This is a genomic window from Halalkalibacter akibai JCM 9157 (assembly GCF_000513135.1).
Classification (GTDB): Bacteria; Bacillota; Bacilli; order Bacillales; family Bacillaceae_D; genus Halalkalibacter; species Halalkalibacter akibai.
On the sequence record NZ_BAUV01000027.1, the window covers coordinates 41,412 to 60,684 of the forward strand.

Consider the following 19,273-nt stretch of genomic DNA (forward strand, 5'->3'; position numbering starts at 1 on the left):
AGATAGAAGGTCTTGATTGAAAGGGGGAAATAAAATCCATGAATAGCGAATTTATGGATGCGTTAGCTACGTTAGAGAGAGAAAAAGGAATTAAAAAAGATATTATAATTGAGGCTATTGAGGCCGCTCTAATTTCTGGCTATAAACGTAATTTTAACCAAGTACAAAATGTTCGTGTTGACGTAAATAGAGACAACGGTAGTATCCGTGTCTTTGCAAGAAAAACAGTGGTGGAAGAGGTATTTGATGCCAGATTGGAAATTTCTATTGATGAGGCTCAAAAAATCAATCCAAGCTATGAGGTTGATGATGTCGTAGAAATTGAGGTCACACCTAAAGACTTCGGACGCATTGCGGCGCAAACAGCAAAGCAAGTTGTGACACAACGAGTTCGGGAAGCAGAGCGTGGAATTATATACTCTGACTTTATTGACCGTGAAGAAGATATTATGACAGGAATTGTGCAAAGACAAGATCATCGTTTTATCTATGTTGACCTAGGAAAAGTAGAAGCATTACTACCTCTAAGTGAGCAAATGCCTAATGAGACTTATAAGCATAATGATCGTATTAAAGCTTATATAACGAAGGTTGAAAAAACAACTAAAGGTCCTCAAATTTTAATCTCACGAACGCACCCAGGCTTATTAAAGCGTCTTTTTGAACTTGAAGTTCCTGAAATTTATGATGGGACGGTTGAAATTAAATCAGTGTCGCGTGAAGCTGGTGACCGTTCAAAGATTGCGGTGCACGTTGATAATCCAGAGGTTGATCCTGTAGGTGCTTGTGTTGGACCAAGAGGACAACGAGTTCAAACGATTGTTAATGAACTTAAAGGTGAGAAAATTGACATTGTTCGTTGGTCAGAAGACCCTGTTGAATATGTAGCTAATGCACTGAGCCCATCTAAAGTTCTAAAAGTAAACGTAAATGAAGAAGAAAAAATGACACAGGTTATTGTACCAGATTATCAACTTTCACTTGCGATCGGAAAACGAGGTCAAAATGCTAGGCTGGCTGCTAAGCTAACAGGCTGGAAAATTGATATTAAAAGTGAAACCGATGCAAGAGAACTAGGGTTGTTAAGTGATGACGATGAATTATTAATATCGTCTGATGAAACTGCATTTGTTTCAACTGAAGAAGAATAAAAGAAGGAGATGGAGCAAGTGAAGCAGCGTAAAGTTCCTCTTCGAAAATGTATTGTAACAAATGAAATGAAACCTAAACAAGAGCTGATTAGAATCGTACGTTCACCAGAAGGTGTTGTCTCCATTGATGTAACTGGTAAGAAAAATGGAAGAGGCGCTTATATTAGTAACAGCGATGAAAGCTTTGAATTAGCTAAGAAAAAGGATATTTTATCTAGACATCTACAAGTGAAAGTAGATCCAGATATATACGATCAATTACAAGAAGCTAGTAAACGGAGTCGTAAATGATGGAAAAGTGGCTTTCATTACTAGGGCTGGCAGCAAGAGCAAGGAAGCTTACGACCGGGGAAGAGCTTGTCTTGAAGGAAGTACGAAGAAAGTCTGTTAGGCTAGTTCTGTTGTCTTCTGATGCAGCAGAACAAACAAAGAAAAAAGTATTGGACAAATGCGGCCATTACAATATACCGGTACGAATTCTGTCTGATCGAGCAACACTAGGGCAAGCTATCGGTAAAGCGGAGAGAGTTGTCATTGGTGTAATGGATGACGGATTTGCAAAGAAAATGACCGCATTACTTGACCAATGATTCTGGAGGTATGTATATGAAAAAAATGCGAATATATGAATATGCAAAAGATAAAGATGTGGCTAGTAAGGTAATTATTGACCAACTAAATAATTCAGGTTTTTCTGTTTCGAATCATATGTCTGTAATTGATGAGAAAATGCTTGAAGTGTTAGAAGGAAAGAAACCTGAAGCTGCTGTGGCTACCGATACGAAAAAAGCGGAAGTGAAAGAAAACCGTCCGAAGCAACAAAAGACAGATGCGAAACGTAACCAATCAAGACCAACTAATAACAATAACAATAATAATAAGAAACAAAATAACCGCGGTGGAAATAAACAACAGCAACAACGTGGTGGTGGAGGCCAACAAAGACAAGAACCTCCTAAGCCAAAGCCACTTCCTGAAAAAATTACGTACTCTGGAACATTATCAGTCGGAGAATTAGCGAAGAAGTTACATAAAGAACCTTCTGAGCTAATTAAGAAGCTAATGTTTCTTGGTGTGATGGCGACAATTAACCAAGAGTTAGACAAAGACTCGATTGAGTTAATTGCTGGTGATTATGGTGTTGAAGTCGAGGAAGAAATTGTTATCGACGAAATGGATTTCGAAAGTTATGTTGATGAAGATAAAGAGGAAGACTTACAAGAGAGACCTCCTGTTGTAACTATTATGGGGCACGTTGACCATGGTAAAACAACGTTATTGGACTCTATCCGCCATACAAAAGTAACGGAAGGCGAAGCTGGGGGAATCACACAACATATTGGTGCGTACCAAATCGAAACAAATGGAAAGAAAATTACTTTCCTTGATACACCAGGTCATGCTGCCTTTACTACTATGCGTGCGCGTGGAGCTCAAGTAACTGATATTACAATCTTAGTGGTTGCGGCTGATGATGGAGTTATGCCACAAACTAAAGAAGCAATCAGCCATGCGAAGGCTGCTGGTGTGCCAATTATCGTTGCAGTGAATAAAATAGATAAAGAAGCTGCAAATCCTGATCGAGTTATGCAAGAATTAACGGAATTTGAGCTCGTTCCTGAAGCTTGGGGCGGTGACACAATTTTCGTTAATGTTTCAGCCCTTGCTGGCACGGGTATTGACGACTTATTAGAAATGGTCCTACTTGTATCAGAAGTAGAGGAACTAAAAGCAAACCCTAATAAACTGGCTAGTGGTAGCGTAATTGAAGCTGAACTTGACAAAGGTCGAGGAGCCGTAGCAACTTTACTAGTTCAAGCTGGTACATTAAAAGTTGGAGATCCAATCGTAGTTGGTTCATCTTTCGGTCGTGTAAGAGCGATGGTTAATGACCTTGGCCGTCGGGTTAAAGAGGTTGGTCCATCTACTCCAGTAGAGATTACAGGTTTAAATGAAGTACCACTTGCTGGAGATCAATTCCAAGCTTTTGCAGATGAGAAAAAAGCACGTCATATTGGAGAAGCGCGTTCGTCTCGTCAACGTGAGGAGAACCTAGCTGAGAACTCTAAAGTAAGTTTAGATGATCTTTTCAATCAAATTCAGCAAGGTGAAGTTAAAGATATTAACATCATTATTAAAGCTGACGTTCAAGGGTCTGTTGAAGCAATGCGTGGTTCATTAGAAAAAATTGATGTTGAAGGAGTTAAAGTTAACATCATTCATACAGGTGTTGGTGCAATTACTGAGTATGATGTTATGCTTGCATCAGCCTCTAATGCGATTATCATTGGCTTTAACGTACGTCCAGATGTTAATGCGAAGCGTACAGCAGAAGCTGAGAAAGTGGATGTTCGTTTACACCGTGTTATCTATAACGCGATTGACGAAATTGAAGCAGCAATGAAAGGGATGCTTGACCCTGAATTTGAGGAAAAAGTAATTGGTCAAGTCGAAGTAAGAACAACGTTTAAAGTGTCCAAAGTCGGTACGATTGCTGGGGCATATGTAACGGAAGGAAAAGTGACAAGAGATTCTACAGTACGATTAATTCGTGATGGAATCGTTGTTTATGAAGGTTCAATTAATGCGCTGAAACGTTTCAAAGATGATGCTAAAGAAGTAGCTGCTGGTTACGAATGTGGGATCACGCTTGAAAATTACAACGACATTAAAGAAGGCGACATTATTGAAGCTATGTGATGGAGGAAATTGAACGTAAATGATCATAGGGTTCGTTCGCTGTGAACTGCTAATTTATGATGCTCAGTCTTTAAAAGAAAAGCGTTCGGTTCTAAAAAGCATTCAAACTAGGTTGAAGCAACGGTTCAATATTTCCGTTGCGGAAACCGATCATCACGATGTTTGGCAGCGTACGGAACTTACGATGGTAACTGTCTCTAATGACCGTGCAGTTTGTGAACGAGAGTTACAAAAGGCACTAACGTTGATTGACAGCCAGCCTGAGGCAGAAAGAACGGTCACAGATTACGAATGGCTGTAAGGCAAAAGAGCAGAGGTGAAAGAGATGAGTAATGTTCGTGCTCACCGTGTCGGTGAACAAATGAAAAAAGAATTAAGCGATATTATCATGCGAGAGTTAAAAGACCCACGTGTTAGCTTCGTAACAGTAACTGGGGTAGATGTTACTGGTGACTTGCAACAAGCAAAAGTTTTTATAACTGTGCTTGGAAGTGATGAACAAAAAGAAGCAACATTGCAGGCTCTATCAAAAGCAAAAGGGTTCATCCGTTCTGAAATAGGAAAGAGAATCCGTCTCCGCAAAACGCCTGATATCTTTTTTGAATTTGACGAGTCGATAGAATATGGAAATCGAATTGAAACGCTTCTTCAAGACTTAAATAGAAATCAAAGATAACCGGAAGGATAGAAGGGCACATAACCCTTCTATCCTTTTAGCATTTCCAAAAGTACGCTCTTCCCTTTTGGAAACGTGCATGCAATGAGCGATACTCCTACAAGGTCTTATGCCCTTTTTAGTGAATTAGAAAGAAGACCAATGCAAATCGCGACAAAAAGCAAATTGAACCATAAAACATGTTAGACATCGGAGGAACGATAATGGGACCTAACGGCATTTTAATTTTACATAAACCAAGAGGAATGACTTCACATGATTGTGTTATGAAAATAAGAAGACTTTTTCAAACGAAAAAAGTGGGTCATACAGGCACACTAGATCCAGATGTGAACGGAGTCCTACCCATCTGTATAGGAAAAGCAACTAAAGTAGTAGAGTACATGTCTGGTTACTCTAAACAATATGAAGGAGAAGTTACGATTGGCTACTCGACTACAACCGAGGATAAAAGTGGAGAGACGGTGGAGGCGAAAAAAGTAGAAGCTCAATGGACAAAAGACATGATAACAGAGACAATTGCTGAATTTCAAGGAGAGATTATTCAAGTCCCGCCTATGTACTCAGCTGTAAAAGTTAACGGGAAAAGACTATATGAATATGCCCGTAAAAACCAGGAAGTGGAACGTCCGTCTCGTAATGTCACCATTCATTCAATTGAGTTACTTTCAGATCTTACTTATACCAACGATACAATGTCATTTCGTTTTCGGGTTCACTGTAGTAAAGGTACTTATATTCGCACGTTAGCAGTTGATATCGGAAAGAAGCTTGGATATCCTGCTCATATGTCAGACCTTGTTCGAACTTCTTCAGGGCCTTATCACTTAAGCGAAAGTTTTACATTTGAAGAACTAGAACTGCGTAAGGAAAGTGATACCCTATTGGAAACGTTAATCCCTTTTGACACTGCTGTTCATTTTCTACCTAAAGTCGTAATAGATGAAGAGACAGAAATGCAAGTGAAAAATGGATCGGTTCTGCCTAGTGAGAAAGGGTTAGAAGAAAATCGTTTTACCGTTTATAATAAAAAAGGAGAATGTCTAGCGGTCTACATGCATCATCCGACTAAAAAAGGTGTAATAAAACCAGAAAAGATGTTTTGGACTGGAGAATGAGTTAAGAATTTGTTAGGAAAAGGGGATCTATATGGATACCATTTATTTAAATCATCCCGTTGATAGTTGTTCATTAAATTGTACCCCAACGGTAATGGCCTTAGGGTATTTCGATGGAGTTCATCTTGGACACCAGGCGGTGATAAAGACAGCTATTAAAATAGCGCAAAAGCTGAAGGTCACAACATCAGTAATGACTTTTCATCCACATCCTAAAGAGGTTTTGCGGAAACAAGAGAACGCAATGAGTTACATTACGCCTCTACCTGATAAAATAAAGAAAATAGAGGAATTAGGAGTAGATAAGCTGTATATTGTTAATTTTACCAGAGAATTTGCCTCACTTACGCCTCAGCAGTTTGTTGATGACTATTTAATTGGACTTGAGGTTTGCCATGTTGTTGCAGGTTTTGATTTTACATATGGGGCACTTGGAAAAGGGACAATGGAAACGATGCCTTTTCATGCTAGAAATAGACTTAATCAAACCGTTGTTGAAAAACTTGAGGCGAATAATGAGAAAGTTAGCTCAACAAAAATTAGACAACTTCTGACTACTGGAGAAGTGGATGACGTCACAAAATTTTTAGGTGCTCCTTATAGTATTAAAGGCGTCGTGGTAGACGGTGAAAAACGCGGAAGAACTATTGGCTTCCCAACGGCTAATGTAAAGCCAATTCATCGTTATATTCTGCCAAATACAGGTGTTTATGCCGTAACACTAACTGTTTCAGGGGTTCACTACTCGGGTGTTTGTAATGTTGGTTTTAAGCCAACCTTCCATGATCAAACAACGGAACCAACTATTGAAGTTCACCTTTTTTCATTTAATCAAGACATTTATGGAGAAGAAGTTACGATATGTTGGCATCATCGAATTCGAGATGAACAAAAATTCCTGAATATTGAAGACCTCATTAAGCAAATTCACCTGGATAAAGAAGCAGCACAGTCATTACTACTGTCATAATAGTTTTGAAACTTGCATTCTAGTGAAAAAGAAGGTATAGTATTCCTTGTACTTCAAGTACACATCCGTTTCTTGGCAGATCGAGTCACCGACGTTTGCTAGGGAATAGGAGATAAGAAAAGGGAGGTGAATAGGATGGCTTTAACACAAGAGCGTAAAAATGAGTTAATCGCTGATTTCAAAACTCACGACACTGACACTGGTTCTCCAGAAGTTCAGGTTGCTATCCTAACAGAGCAAATCAACACATTGAATGAGCATTTACGTACTCATAAGAAGGATCACCATTCACGTCGTGGTCTTCTAAAAATGGTTGGTCAACGTCGTAACTTGTTAACATACTTACGTAATAAGGATGTAACACGTTACCGTAACCTAGTTGACAAGCTTGGCTTACGCCGATAATCATTGATAAAAGCGGGAGATAATCCCGCTTTTTTCTTGATTGTTTTATGTTGGAAAATTCACTAGGTTTAACCATTGTATGTTCAATATTTTAAATTCTGATGAATTAGGCAATAATAGATGCAGGTATGAAGAATAATGTGGTGTACGAGAGGAGTACGCGTAATGGAACAAACGAAACACGTATTTAAAATGGATTGGGCTGGCCGGGAGTTAACGGTCGAGACGGGTCAATTAGCTAAACAAGCTAATGGCGCAGTCCTTGTAAGGTATGGTGACTCAGCAGTTCTTTCAACAGCAACTGCTTCTAAAGAACCAAAAGATCTTAATTTCTTCCCATTAACAGTTAATTATGAGGAACGCCTTTATGCTGCAGGGAAAATCCCTGGTGGATTTATCAAGCGCGAAGGCCGACCAAGTGAACGAGCAATTTTAACGAGTCGTTTAATCGATCGTCCGATTAGACCACTTTTTCCTGATGGATTCCGAAATGAAGTTCAAGTAATTAGTATTGTTATGAGTTCAGATCCTAACGCTTCTTCAGAAATGGCAGCAATGATAGGATCATCGTTAGCGCTTTCTGTTTCAGACATTCCTTTTGATGGACCTATTGCAGGTGTGACAGTTGGACGTCTTAACGGAGAATTTATCATTAATCCAAATACAGAGCAGCTCGAACAAAGTGATATTGACCTTGTTGTTGCAGGAACAAAAGAAGCAATTAATATGGTTGAAGCAGGGGCAAATCAAGTTTCTGAAGAAATCATCCTTGAAGCAATCATGTTTGGACATGAGGAAATTCAAAAATTAATTGCCTTCCAAGAAGAAATTGCTGCGGCTGTTGGGAAAGAAAAATCAGAAATTCAACTAAAAAAAGTTGATTCTGAGTTAGAAAAAGAAATTCGTACTTTAGCAGAATCTGAATTAAAAGAAGCTGTTCAAGTGATCGAAAAGCATGCACGTGCTGAAGCTATTGATGCTGTTAAAACCAAAACAGTTGAAGCTTTTGAAGGAAGAGAAGACATTAACTTAGGCGATGTGAAAGAAGTCTTACATAAGATTGTGAAGGAAGAAGTTCGCCGTCTGATTACAGTTGATAAAGTTCGCCCAGACGGACGTAAAGTTGACGAGATTCGACCACTCGCTTCACAAGTAAACCTTCTACCTCGTACCCATGGCTCTGGTCTATTCACTCGTGGACAAACTCAAGCGCTAAGTATTTGTACATTAGGTGCACTTGGAGATGTTCAGATTTTAGATGGTTTAGGGATTGAAGAATCTAAGCGCTTTATGCACCATTACAATTTCCCTCAATTTAGTGTTGGGGAAACAGGCCCGATCCGTGGACCTGGTCGTCGTGAAATCGGTCACGGAGCTTTAGGTGAACGTGCACTAGAACCTATTATTCCAAACGAAAACGATTTCCCATATACGATTCGATTAGTATCAGAAGTGTTGGAATCAAATGGTTCAACATCTCAAGCTAGTATTTGTGCTAGTACGCTTGCGATGATGGATGCAGGTGTTCCAATCAAAGCACCAGTTGCAGGTATCGCAATGGGACTTGTGAAACAAGAAGAACATGTATCTGTGTTAACGGACATTCAAGGAATGGAAGATGCACTTGGTGATATGGACTTTAAAGTAGCAGGTACTCGCGAAGGAATAACAGCCTTGCAAATGGACATTAAGATATCTGGAATAAACCGTGAAATCCTAGTTGAAGCTTTAGCTCAAGCAAAACGCGGACGAATGGTTATTTTAGACAATATGCTTTCAGCTATTGCTGAATCTAGACAAGAGCTTTCTACGTATGCTCCTAAAATTATGACAATGAAAATCAATCCTGATAAAATTCGTGATGTTATTGGACCTAGCGGAAAAATGATTAACAAAATCATTGAAGAAACAGGAGTGAAAATTGATATTGAACAAGATGGTACAGTGTACATTTCATCTGTCGAGATGGCGATGAATGAAAAAGCACGTTCTATTATTGAAGACATTGTTCGTGAAGTAGAGGTCGGACAAACCTACTTAGGAAAAGTAAAACGAGTTGAAAAATTTGGCTGTTTCGTAGAACTTTTTAAAGGTAAAGATGGCCTTGTGCATATCTCTCAATTAGCAGAAGAGCGAGTTGAAAAAGTCGAGGATGTAGTTAAGATTGGTGATGAGATTCTTGTTCGTGTTACAGAAATAGATAATCAGGGCAGAGTCAACCTTTCACGTAAAGTCATCCTAAAAGAAGAAAAAGAACAAAAGCAACAAGCACAGAAGTAAGCAAAGGAGACTGGGGGAATGGACCTAGTCTCCTTTTGCGTTCTAACCTGTCCTATAAGTGCATACAATCGCACTAGAGGAGGGTCGGGTGATGAAGAAAAAAGCAGTGCATTTAGTGATCTTTAGTTTTATAATCATTCTCTCGTTCGGGGCAGTCCAAAATCCGTTTACTCTTAATTACGTGGGGCAACTAAAAGATGACAGTCAAATGGTAATTAAAGAGCAGGATTCACTGTACGAAGAAATAGTAGCCAGAGCGGAATCCTATACAGAGCCTGCTATTGATGCGAGGATTGATAAAGTTTGGAAAGCTGTTCCTGGATATAATGGCTTAGAGGTTGACGTAGAAGCTTCCTATGATAAGATGAAGAAGCTTGAAGACTTTGAAGAAAGTCGATTAGTTTTTAAAGAAACAAGTCCACATGTCCATTTAGCTGATTTACCACCATCTCCAATTTACAAAGGAAATGAACAAAAGCCAATGGTGACTTTTTTAATCAATGTAGCTTGGGGAAATGAATATCTTCCTGATATGTTAAAGACATTAAAAAAGCATGAACTACATACAACATTCTTTTTAGATGGTTCATGGGTTAAAAATAATCCTAACCTCGCAACAATGCTCAAAGAAGAAGGACATGAAATTGGAAATCATGCTTATTCCCATCCAGATATGAGCAAATTAACAGTAGGGCGTATTGACGAGGAGATTCAAAAAACAAACTCTGTCATTGAAGCAACGATAGGCGTTACACCTGAATGGTTTGCTCCTCCAAGTGGGAGCTTTAATCAAACAGTCGTAGACCAAGCGCACAAACATGGTATGCGCACAGTCCTATGGTCTGTTGATACGGTTGATTGGCGCAAACCTGATCCAACAGAAATGGTTAATCGAGTTGTATCCAAAGTGCACAACGGAGCAATGATCCTTATGCATCCAACAGAACCAACAGCAAAAGGACTTGAGGACTTAATTAATGGTGTCCATGAAAAAGGCTATCGAATTGGAACGGTTTCTGATGTGTTATCGGAAGAGCGGGTCATCTTAGGTGTAACCCTTAATGAGAATAGGGGGACAAATAGTGATAAAGAGAATTGAATTAGAAAATGGAGTTCGTATATTAGCTGAAAACATTCCAACCGTACGATCTGTGTCAATTGGCGTTTGGATTGGAACGGGATCAAGGTTTGAAAAAAAGGAGGAAAATGGGATCTCTCATTTTCTCGAGCATATGTTCTTCAAAGGAACAGAAAAGAGAACTGCAGCCGAGATAGCAGAATCTTTTGACCGAATTGGTGGGCAAGTAAATGCCTTTACGTCTAAAGAATACACTTGCTATTACGCTAAGGTACTTGATGATCACGCAGAGTTTGCTGTTGATGTCCTTTCTGACATGTTCTTTAATTCTGTCTTTGATGAGACGGAATTAAAGAAAGAAAAGAATGTCGTATATGAAGAAATTAAAATGGTCGATGATACTCCTGATGATATTGTCCATGATCTATTAAGTGAAGCTAGTTACGGTAGTCATGCTTTAGGGTATCCCATATTAGGGACGGTTGAAACGTTAGAAACGTTTAACGGGGACTCTCTAAGAGATTACATGTCTAGATTTTATACAGGAGATCATGTGGTTATTTCAATTGCAGGAAATATAACGGATGAAGTAATACAGCAATTGAAAGAGATTTTCTCGAAAGTTGAAGCAACGAGTTATAAACATGAGGATAAACAACCTACTTTTCTTTCGAATACTATGATTCGTAAAAAAGAGACAGAACAAGCGCATTTATGCTTAGGCTACCCTGGATTAGCAATTGGCGAAAAAAATGTGTATGCACTTGTATTATTAAACAATTTGCTAGGTGGAAGCATGAGCAGCCGTTTATTTCAAGAGATTAGAGAGAAAAGAGGATTATGTTACTCTGTATTTTCTTATCACTCTTCTTATCAAGATAGTGGAATGCTTACGGTGTATGCAGGAACAGCACATAATCAATTAGACGACCTAACAAGTGCATTACTTGAAACAACTTCAGTGTTAGCGGCTTCAGGGATGTCAGAAAAGGAATTAACTAATGGAAAAGAGCAGCTAAAAGGAAGCTTGATGCTTAGTCTTGAGAGTACGAACAGTCGGATGAGCCGAAATGGTAAAAATGAATTGTTATTAAAAAAGCATCGCTCTTTAGATGATATTGTCAATGAGATTGATCAAGTGACCTTATCTGATGTTAATCAATTAGCAGCAGCCCTTCTAAAAGAAAAGCCAGCTATCTCACTGATCAATATTGATGGTGTTCTTCCAAAAGCGTTAGCTTAGTTCCTAATTATCAAGATGAAATTTAGCAAGGCCACTAAAACCCGCTTGAAAACTCAAGGGAGCTACAATGGATCTACACGTTAAGCGCCTGCTATGGACCCACTCATAGCAGGCTTTAAAAGATTGCTATGGTTACGCTTATTGAATCAGAGGCCAGCTGAAAGGGCCCCCTTTTTCAGGTGGCCTCTATTTAGCTGGTCTTTTTTTCTTTTTCCACTCATACCCTAACTACAAAGTAGACAAGGGGGGAACTCTGTGAGATTAAGTGAAATAAGTTCAAAAGAAATCATTGATTATCAAAAAGGTGAGAGATTGGGTATACTAGGTCAAACCGATTTGTTAGTTAACGAAGAAACTGGAGAAATTGAAGCGTTTATCATTCCGACTATGAAATGGTTTGGTTTTGGTAAAAAGGATCGCGAAGTAACGGTATACTGGCAACAAGTTAAAAAAATTGGAGAAGACATGATCATCATTAATCTCGACCAATACGAATAATTTAGACGTGAAGAAGATGTAGGACAATTAGTCTTACATCTTTTTCACGTCTATTTTAATTACTAATTGAAAATCATTCCTCAAGATTCCCCCCTTTTTTTTGCTAATATGTATTCTTCTTCCTCGTGTTAAATCTTTAGAAAATGGTATTCACCCATCATAAAGTTGAGACATATGCTATGGTGAATCGTTGCTGTTCATCCTTTGCTCTTGATAAGAGCCTTGTGTCGTTGTGTGATAGGATGGATTTTTCTCTTTCCGTTAGCGGCCTGCGATGATGATCAGATTCGCATGAAAGAAAGGAGAACATGAGCAAATGTTAACAGATAAGCATGCAGTCATAATTGGAGGAGATGCACGGCAGCTAGAAATCATCCGTAAGCTTTCAGCTCTAGACGCTAAAATTTCAATGGTCGGATTCGATCAATTAAATGATGGCTTTATTGGAGCAACAAAACAATCAATGGATGATATCGAATGGTCGACCGTAGATGCAGTTTTATTACCTGTCAGTGGCGTTAGTCTCGATGGCAAAGTTGAAACGATCTTCTCAAATGAAACAATTGAGTTAAAAGTTGATCAGTTAGAAGCGACCCCAACTCATTGTGTCGTTTACACTGGCATTACAAATAAGTATTTAGACGAATGTATAGAGAAGGCTGATCGTGCTCTTGTCAAATTAATGGAGCGAGATGACGTTGCTATTTACAATTCTATTCCAACAGCTGAAGGGACCGTCATGATGGCTATTCAGCATACTGATATCACGATTCACCGAGCTAAAGTAGCAGTACTTGGCTTAGGAAGAGTAGGAATGTCAGTAGCGAGAACATTTAGTGCTCTTGGAGCAGATGTAAAAGTAGGTGCAAATGAAACTCAACAGATAGCTAGGATAACTGAAATGGGTCTAACTCCATTTCATACCGCAAATTTAAAAACAGAATTGCAAGATATTGATATATGTATTAATACCATTCCAGCCCTTGTTTTAACATCAAATGTGCTAACAGAAATGCCTCTACACACTCTTATTATCGATCTTGCATCTAAGCCAGGTGGAACTGATTTTCGCTATGCAGAAAAAAGGGGCATAAAGGCGCTTTTAGCTCCTGGTTTACCAGGAATAGTGGCTCCAAAAACGGCAGGGCAAATTTTAGCTGATGTGTTAGCAGAGTTGTTAACGAACAAGTCGACTAATTAGAGGAGGATGACTTATGTCTTTAAAAGGGAAACATATTGGATTTGGAATTTCTGCTTCTCACTGTACGTATGAAGAAGTAATGCCACAAATAGAAAAATTAATTAAACTTGGAGCAAAAGTAACTCCTTTTGTGTCAGGTAATGTTAAGACTACAGATACGAAGTTTGGCACGAGTGCCTATTGGTTAAAAAGAATTGAAGAAATCACACAGGAACCAATTGTAGATACAATTGTTAAAGCAGAACCTTTTGGACCAAAAACTCCACTAGATTGTATGGTTATGGCACCAATTACAGGGAATTCAACGAGTAAATTAGCAAACGCCATGACAGATGGGCCTGTACTTATGGGTGCAAAAGCAACCCTTCGTAGTGGAAATCCAGTCGTTCTTGGCATTTCAACAAATGACGCCTTGGGGCTTAATGGTGTTAATATTATGAAGCTTATGGCTACAAAAAATATTTACTTCATTCCTTTTGGGCAAGATGATCCTATTAAGAAACCAAACTCATTAGTGGCTAGAATGGAAGCATTAGTGGATACGGTTGAGTCTGCCCTAGCTGGTAAGCAATATCAGCCTGTACTAGTGGAAAAATTCAGAGATTAAGCAAATGACGCAGTTGCAGAAATGAAATATTTCCCTTAAAGTTTAATAGAGGAAGCTACTGATACAAACTAGGGAAGATATGCTATAATCATTCCATCCTAGAAAAACTCTATTAAAAAGAACTAGATAAGGGGAGAATAACGAATGTCAAATTATAATGTAGCCGTAGTAGGAGCAACAGGTGCAGTTGGTCAACAAATGCTAAAAACTCTTGAGGAAAGAGATTTCCCGATTTCAAACTTAAAATTACTATCTTCAAAGCGTTCTGCTGGAAAACAGATCTCTTTTAAAGGGCAAAACTATACAGTAGAAGAAGCAACACCTGAATCATTTGAAGGAGTTCAAATTGCGTTATTCTCAGCTGGTGGTTCTGTCTCAAAAGCTTTAGCGCCTGAAGCTGTTAAGCGTGGGGCTATTGTTGTTGATAACACAAGTGCATTTAGAATGGACCCTAACTGTCCGCTTGTAGTGCCGGAGGTTAATGAAGAAGATCTTCGTACTCATAATGGGATTATTGCTAATCCTAACTGCTCTACGATTCAAATGGTAGTTGCCTTAGAGCCAATTCGCCAAAACTACGGTCTTAAGAAAGTGGTTGTTTCAACTTATCAAGCTGTTTCAGGTGCAGGACTTGAGGCGATTGATGAAATGAAACAACAAACAAAGGCTATTCTTGCTGGTGAGGAATTTACTCCTGAGATTCTACCAGTAGGCGGAGATAAAAAACATTATCAAATAGCTTTTAATGCAATTCCACAAATTGACCTTTTCCAAGATAATGGTTATACATTTGAGGAAATGAAAATGATAAATGAAACAAAGAAAATTATGCACCTTTCGGAACTTGAGGTAGCTGCTACTTGTGTTCGTCTACCAATTGAAACAGGTCATTCAGAGTCTGTATATATTGAAACTGAAAAAGGTGGAGCATCCGTTGCTGAAATAAAAGAACTACTTGCGTCAGCTCCAGGAATTACACTTCAAGACGATCCAGCTAATCAATTATATCCATTGGCTTCTGAGTGTGTTGGTAAGAATGATGTTTTTGTCGGACGTATTCGTCAAGATCTTGACCGAGATAATGGTTATCACATGTGGATTGTTTCTGATAACTTACTAAAAGGTGCAGCTTGGAATTCTGTTCAAATTGCTGAAAGTTTAGTTAAATTAGAGCTTCTATAATTAAAGTAGGTGTCTTATGAAAATAATCGTACAGAAATTTGGCGGTACTTCAGTCCGTGATGATAAAAGTAGATCATTAGCAGCCAATCATGTTCAAAAAGCTGTGAACAATGGCTTTAAGGTGGTTGTTGTTGTATCAGCAATGGGACGTAAGGGTGATCCGTATGCAACGGACACCTTACTTGATCTTATAAATCAGCAACAAGGCTCAAAGCGAGAACAAGATCTCCTAATCTCGTGTGGAGAAATCATTTCGTCCGTTGTTTTCTCCAATCTCTTAAATGGAATGGGGATCGAAACGATTGCTTGCACGGGAGCTCAAGCTGGATTTAGAACCAATAATGATTTTTCTAATGCTAAAATCATTGATATGAATTGTGATTATGTAAAAAATCAACTGCAACAACACGATGTCGTTGTTGTTGCAGGGTTCCAGGGCCAAACCGCTTCTGGGGAAATGACTACACTCGGCAGAGGTGGTAGTGATACTTCGGCAACGGCTTTAGGTGCGGCTCTTGACGCTGAATGGGTAGACATATTTACAGATGTAGAAGGTGTTATGACTGCAGATCCAAGAATCGTTGAAGACGCACGCCCACTTGATACGATGTCATATGAAGAAATTTGTAATATGGCTTATCAAGGAGCGAAAGTCATTCACCCTAGAGCCGTAGAAGTAGCTATGCAAGCTAAAATTCCAATTCACATTCGCTCAACTTATTCAGAAAGTGAAGGAACGCTAGTAACGTTTAGATCAACTAAGAAAACAGCAGAAGTAAAAGACCGTCTTGTTACAGGTATAACAAATCTCGCAAATGTTTCTCAAATTAAAGTTTTCGCACGTGAAGGCGAGTATGACTTACAAGAAAAGGTTTTTAAAGCAATGGCGACTGAGGAGATAAGTGTTGATTTTATTAACATTAATCCTCGAGGTGTTGTCTACACAGTAATGGAAGAAGTGGCAGACAAAGCAAATGAAGTACTTAAACAAATGGGGTATGAGCCAGTTGTAACAAAAGGCTGTGCAAAAGTATCTGCAGTTGGCGCAGGTATGACGGGTGTTCCTGGCGTAACAGCAAAAATTGTAAGTGCGCTATCTAAAAATAACATTCAAATCTTACAATCTGCTGATTCGCATACGACCATTTGGGTTCTAGTAAAAGAAGAAGATATGGTAAAAGCAGTGAATGCATTACATCAAATGTTTCATTTAGAACAATTAGGCAACAGCCAGAATTAAACTTCTAGAAAAACCCTAACAAGGAGCTGAAGGGTAATGAACTTTGGCCATATTTTAACTGCAATGGTTACTCCTTTTGACCAAAATGGTTTAATAGATGTTGAAAAAACAAAGGAACTCATTGATTACTTGATTGCAAATGGAACAGATGCAATTGTTGTAGCTGGAACTACAGGTGAATCACCGACCCTCTCAAATAAAGAAAAATTAGATTTATTCAAGTTGTGTGTGGAGCATGTGAATAAGCGAGTTCCGATTATTGCGGGAACAGGGAGTAATAACACGTCAGCGTCAATTGATATGACAAAAAAAGCAACCGATATCGGCGTAGATGGAATTATGGTTGTAGTCCCGTATTACAACAAACCTTCTCAAGAAGGAATGTTTCAACATTTTAAGAAGATTGCTGAATCTACGAAACTTCCTGTTATGCTCTATAATGTTCCGGGGCGAACAGGAGCACAACTTGAACCTAAGACGACAATTGCTTTGTCTAAAATAAAAAATATTGTCTCAATAAAAGAAGCTAGTGGAAACTTAGAACAAATGGCTAAAATTATTACTGAGACAGCTAGTGACTTCTACCTTTATACAGGAGATGACGCTAACACTCTTCCGACGTTGTCGATAGGTGGACACGGAGTTGTGTCAGTGGGATCTCATATAATTGGTAGTCAGATGCAAGACATGATCTCAGATTTTTATAATGGTGATGTGAAAGAAGCCGCTTTAAAGCACCGAGCACTGCTACCTGTAATGAATGCGATGTTTCTTGCTCCTAATCCAACGTGTGTAAAATACGCATTAAATAAACTTGGGATTGAAGTAGGAGGAGTGAGACTCCCACTTGTTTCTTTAACAAATGATGTAAAAAAACAAATAAAGAACACATTATCCTCTTTAAAAAGCTAATCCAAATGGGTTGGCTTTTTTATCATTCTCAGAAATAACAAACATGTAATTACTAGTTTTTTCTATAAAAACCACAATTTATAGTATTTGTATCTGACTTACAACAGAGGAAGTTCAGTCTTGTTTTTCATTTCACTGATAAGGTATACTAAATGTAATTGATTTGTTCGGGTTGGATTAGATCGCATTCTATCGGTCGTCTGTTATTTTAGCAATAGTTAGATCATCTACGCCAAGGATGAGCGAAACGGTAAAAAGTAATAGTAATAAACAATTCGGGTTTAAAGTTAAGATATATAGTAGGAGGAACGTCCATTGTCAAAAGAATATACAGAAAAAGTACGTGTGTTTGCTTTAGGTGGAGTAGGAGAAATAGGCAAAAATATGTACGTAGTTGAGGTTGATGAAGATATATTGGTTGTTGATGCTGGACTAATGTTCCCAGACGACGACATGTTAGGTGTTGATATTGTTATACCAGATGTTTCTTATCTTGTTGAAAATGCTGATCGTGTGCAAGGAATTATTCTCACGCATGGTCACGAGGATCATATAGGTGGATTATCTTACGTGCTAAAGAAATTAAATGTTCCTGTTTATGGAACAAAGTTAACCCTTGGCTTAGTAGAAGAAAAGTTAAAAGAAGCAGGAATTATCCGTCAAAGTACGTTAAGACTTATTGATTCAAATTCAAAATTAACAATTGGATCAACATCTGTTTCCTTTTTCCGTACAAATCATAGTATTCCAGATTCTGTTGGTGTGTGTTTTGAAACATCACAAGGAGCAATTGTGCACACTGGTGATTTTAAATTTGATCAAACACCTGTTGATGGAAAGCATGCTGAAATTGGTAAGATGGCGGCTATAGGAGAACGCGGAGTGTTATGTTTACTTTCGGATAGTACGAATGCAGAACGACCTGGTTTAACGAAATCTGAAACAGAAGTTGGACAAGGAATAGCTGAAGTATTTGAAAATACGGAAGGAAGAATTATCGTAACAACTTTTGCTTCAAATGTTCATAGAATTCAACAAGTGATCAGAGCATCGGTTAAAGCAAACAGAAAGATGGTTGTTGTTGGAAAGAGTATGATTCGCGTCATTACGATTGCAACTAAACTAGGCTATATTGACGCTCCAAAAGATTTATTCATCGACATTGATGAGGTTAGTAAGTTTAGAGCTGAACGTCTAGTTATTTTAACAACAGGTTCTCAAGGTGAACCTATGTCAGCGTTAACGCGTATGGCTAAAGGAGCGCATCGTCAAATCACAATTACTTCAGAGGACACAGTTATTATTGCTGCTTCAGCTATACCTGGAAACGAAAGGTCTGTTTCAGCGATAATTGATAAACTATACCGAATAGGTGCAGATGTTGTATATGGTTCCGGAAAAGTCCATGCTTCAGGACACGGAAGTCAAGAAGAGCTAAAATTAATGCTTAATATTATGAAACCTAAATATTTTGTACCTGTTCATGGGGAATTCCGAATGCAACATGCTCACCGTGAATTAGGCCTTCAAACAGGCATAGCTCAAGAAAATATCTTTATTGTTGAAAAAGGCGAGGTAGTGGAATTTACCAACGGACAAGCAAGAAAGACAGGTAAAGTCCCTTCTGGGAATGTACTAATTGATGGACTTGGTGTAGGAGATGTTGGGAATATTGTTTTAAGAGACCGCCGTTTACTTTCCAAAGATGGAATTTTAGTTGTAGTGGTAACTCTTAACAAAAAAACAGGAGAATTCGTATCTGGTCCCAATATCATTTCACGCGGCTTTGTTTATGTTAGAGAATCAGAAAAACTGCTTGAAGATGCAAATGAGTTAGTCAGTACTATATTAAAAAAATGTGTAACAGAAAATGTTAATGAATGGTCTTCATTAAAAAGCAATGTACGAGAAGGATTAAGTAGATTCTTATTTGAAAAAACAAAGAGAAGACCGATGATCTTGCCGATTATTATGGAAGTATAAATGAAGCGCACATGAGAATGTGCGTTTTT

The 19,273-nt window shown here is 38.5% G+C and carries 18 protein-coding genes and 1 pseudogene; all 19 read left to right on the forward strand.

Annotated elements, in window-relative coordinates; genetic code table 11:
* The first annotated feature begins 38 nt into the window (after positions 1-38).
* Positions 39-1,151 (forward strand): transcription termination factor NusA, encoded by a 1,113-nt coding sequence (gene nusA / locus JCM9157_RS14540; protein WP_035665764.1) that lies wholly within the window; start codon positions 39-41, stop codon positions 1,149-1,151.
* An 18-nt stretch (positions 1,152-1,169) separates the two neighbouring features.
* Positions 1,170-1,442, forward strand: coding sequence for an RNase P modulator RnpM (gene rnpM / locus JCM9157_RS14545; protein ID WP_276563942.1), 273 nt, complete (start codon positions 1,170-1,172; stop codon positions 1,440-1,442).
* Complete coding sequence (locus JCM9157_RS14550) at positions 1,439-1,741, forward strand: YlxQ family RNA-binding protein (RefSeq protein WP_035665767.1); 303 nt, start codon at positions 1,439-1,441, stop codon at positions 1,739-1,741. Before rnpM ends, JCM9157_RS14550 begins: the two co-directional genes overlap by 4 nt.
* A 16-nt stretch (positions 1,742-1,757) precedes the next feature.
* A pseudogene (gene infB, locus JCM9157_RS14555) lies at positions 1,758-3,874 on the forward strand (translation initiation factor IF-2).
* Entirely contained in the window at positions 3,871-4,152 is a 282-nt protein-coding gene (locus JCM9157_RS14560; protein WP_173401260.1) for a DUF503 domain-containing protein, read from the forward strand. The pseudogene infB and the gene JCM9157_RS14560 overlap by 4 nt, the downstream one beginning before the upstream one ends.
* 24 nt (positions 4,153-4,176) lie before the next feature.
* The gene (rbfA, locus tag JCM9157_RS14565; RefSeq protein ID WP_035665768.1) at positions 4,177-4,527 is read left to right on the forward strand and encodes a 30S ribosome-binding factor RbfA; all 351 of its coding nucleotides are present in this window, start codon (positions 4,177-4,179) and stop codon (positions 4,525-4,527) included.
* Positions 4,528-4,730: 203 nt separating this feature from the next.
* The gene (truB, locus tag JCM9157_RS14570) at positions 4,731-5,645 is read left to right on the forward strand and encodes a tRNA pseudouridine(55) synthase TruB (RefSeq protein WP_035665770.1); all 915 of its coding nucleotides are present in this window, start codon (positions 4,731-4,733) and stop codon (positions 5,643-5,645) included.
* Positions 5,646-5,676: 31 nt separating this feature from the next.
* A complete protein-coding gene (gene ribF, locus JCM9157_RS14575; RefSeq protein ID WP_035665772.1) occupies positions 5,677-6,615 on the forward strand; it encodes a bifunctional riboflavin kinase/FAD synthetase in 939 nt (312 codons plus the stop codon).
* 135 nt (positions 6,616-6,750) lie between these two features.
* Complete coding sequence (gene rpsO, locus JCM9157_RS14580; RefSeq protein ID WP_035665773.1) at positions 6,751-7,020, forward strand: 30S ribosomal protein S15; 270 nt, start codon at positions 6,751-6,753, stop codon at positions 7,018-7,020.
* Positions 7,021-7,185: 165 nt separating this feature from the next.
* Positions 7,186-9,300, forward strand: a complete 2,115-nt coding sequence (gene pnp / locus JCM9157_RS14585) for a polyribonucleotide nucleotidyltransferase (protein ID WP_035665774.1) — start codon at positions 7,186-7,188, stop codon at positions 9,298-9,300.
* Between the two features lie 91 nt (positions 9,301-9,391).
* Positions 9,392-10,399, forward strand: a complete 1,008-nt coding sequence (locus tag JCM9157_RS14590; RefSeq protein WP_035665776.1) for a polysaccharide deacetylase family protein — start codon at positions 9,392-9,394, stop codon at positions 10,397-10,399.
* Positions 10,383-11,621, forward strand: coding sequence for a M16 family metallopeptidase (locus JCM9157_RS14595; RefSeq protein ID WP_035665778.1), 1,239 nt, complete (start codon positions 10,383-10,385; stop codon positions 11,619-11,621). The genes JCM9157_RS14590 and JCM9157_RS14595 overlap by 17 nt, the downstream gene beginning before the upstream one ends.
* A gap of 255 nt (positions 11,622-11,876) precedes the next feature.
* Positions 11,877-12,119, forward strand: coding sequence for a YlmC/YmxH family sporulation protein (locus JCM9157_RS14600; RefSeq protein ID WP_035665779.1), 243 nt, complete (start codon positions 11,877-11,879; stop codon positions 12,117-12,119).
* Between the two features lie 316 nt (positions 12,120-12,435).
* A complete protein-coding gene (dpaA, locus tag JCM9157_RS14605; RefSeq protein ID WP_035665780.1) occupies positions 12,436-13,320 on the forward strand; it encodes a dipicolinic acid synthetase subunit A in 885 nt (294 codons plus the stop codon).
* A 13-nt stretch (positions 13,321-13,333) separates the two neighbouring features.
* Positions 13,334-13,927: a dipicolinate synthase subunit B gene (locus tag JCM9157_RS14610; protein WP_035665781.1), complete on the forward strand. Its 594-nt coding sequence runs from the start codon at positions 13,334-13,336 to the stop codon at positions 13,925-13,927.
* Positions 13,928-14,071: 144 nt separating this feature from the next.
* Complete coding sequence (gene asd / locus JCM9157_RS14615; RefSeq protein WP_035665783.1) at positions 14,072-15,109, forward strand: aspartate-semialdehyde dehydrogenase; 1,038 nt, start codon at positions 14,072-14,074, stop codon at positions 15,107-15,109.
* 16 nt (positions 15,110-15,125) lie between these two features.
* A complete protein-coding gene (dapG, locus tag JCM9157_RS14620; RefSeq protein WP_035665785.1) occupies positions 15,126-16,349 on the forward strand; it encodes an aspartate kinase in 1,224 nt (407 codons plus the stop codon).
* A gap of 36 nt (positions 16,350-16,385) precedes the next feature.
* The gene (gene dapA, locus JCM9157_RS14625; protein ID WP_035665786.1) at positions 16,386-17,261 is read left to right on the forward strand and encodes a 4-hydroxy-tetrahydrodipicolinate synthase; all 876 of its coding nucleotides are present in this window, start codon (positions 16,386-16,388) and stop codon (positions 17,259-17,261) included.
* A gap of 315 nt (positions 17,262-17,576) precedes the next feature.
* Positions 17,577-19,244, forward strand: coding sequence for a ribonuclease J (locus JCM9157_RS14630; RefSeq protein WP_035665787.1), 1,668 nt, complete (start codon positions 17,577-17,579; stop codon positions 19,242-19,244).
* Positions 19,245-19,273 lie beyond the last annotated feature (29 nt).

Coding starts and splice junctions, on each gene's coding strand:
- ribF (WP_035665772.1), top strand. CDS start 5,677: ATGGATACCATTTATTTAAATCATCCCGTTGATAGTTGTTCATTAAAT.
- dapG (WP_035665785.1), top strand. CDS start 15,126: ATGAAAATAATCGTACAGAAATTTGGCGGTACTTCAGTCCGTGATGAT.
- JCM9157_RS14550 (WP_035665767.1), top strand. CDS start 1,439: ATGATGGAAAAGTGGCTTTCATTACTAGGGCTGGCAGCAAGAGCAAGG.
- JCM9157_RS14590 (WP_035665776.1), top strand. CDS start 9,392: ATGAAGAAAAAAGCAGTGCATTTAGTGATCTTTAGTTTTATAATCATT.
- nusA (WP_035665764.1), top strand. CDS start 39: ATGAATAGCGAATTTATGGATGCGTTAGCTACGTTAGAGAGAGAAAAA.
- truB (WP_035665770.1), top strand. CDS start 4,731: ATGGGACCTAACGGCATTTTAATTTTACATAAACCAAGAGGAATGACT.
- rpsO (WP_035665773.1), top strand. CDS start 6,751: ATGGCTTTAACACAAGAGCGTAAAAATGAGTTAATCGCTGATTTCAAA.
- rbfA (WP_035665768.1), top strand. CDS start 4,177: ATGAGTAATGTTCGTGCTCACCGTGTCGGTGAACAAATGAAAAAAGAA.
- asd (WP_035665783.1), top strand. CDS start 14,072: ATGTCAAATTATAATGTAGCCGTAGTAGGAGCAACAGGTGCAGTTGGT.
- dpaA (WP_035665780.1), top strand. CDS start 12,436: ATGTTAACAGATAAGCATGCAGTCATAATTGGAGGAGATGCACGGCAG.
- dapA (WP_035665786.1), top strand. CDS start 16,386: ATGAACTTTGGCCATATTTTAACTGCAATGGTTACTCCTTTTGACCAA.
- JCM9157_RS14560 (WP_173401260.1), top strand. CDS start 3,871: ATGATCATAGGGTTCGTTCGCTGTGAACTGCTAATTTATGATGCTCAG.
- pnp (WP_035665774.1), top strand. CDS start 7,186: ATGGAACAAACGAAACACGTATTTAAAATGGATTGGGCTGGCCGGGAG.
- JCM9157_RS14610 (WP_035665781.1), top strand. CDS start 13,334: ATGTCTTTAAAAGGGAAACATATTGGATTTGGAATTTCTGCTTCTCAC.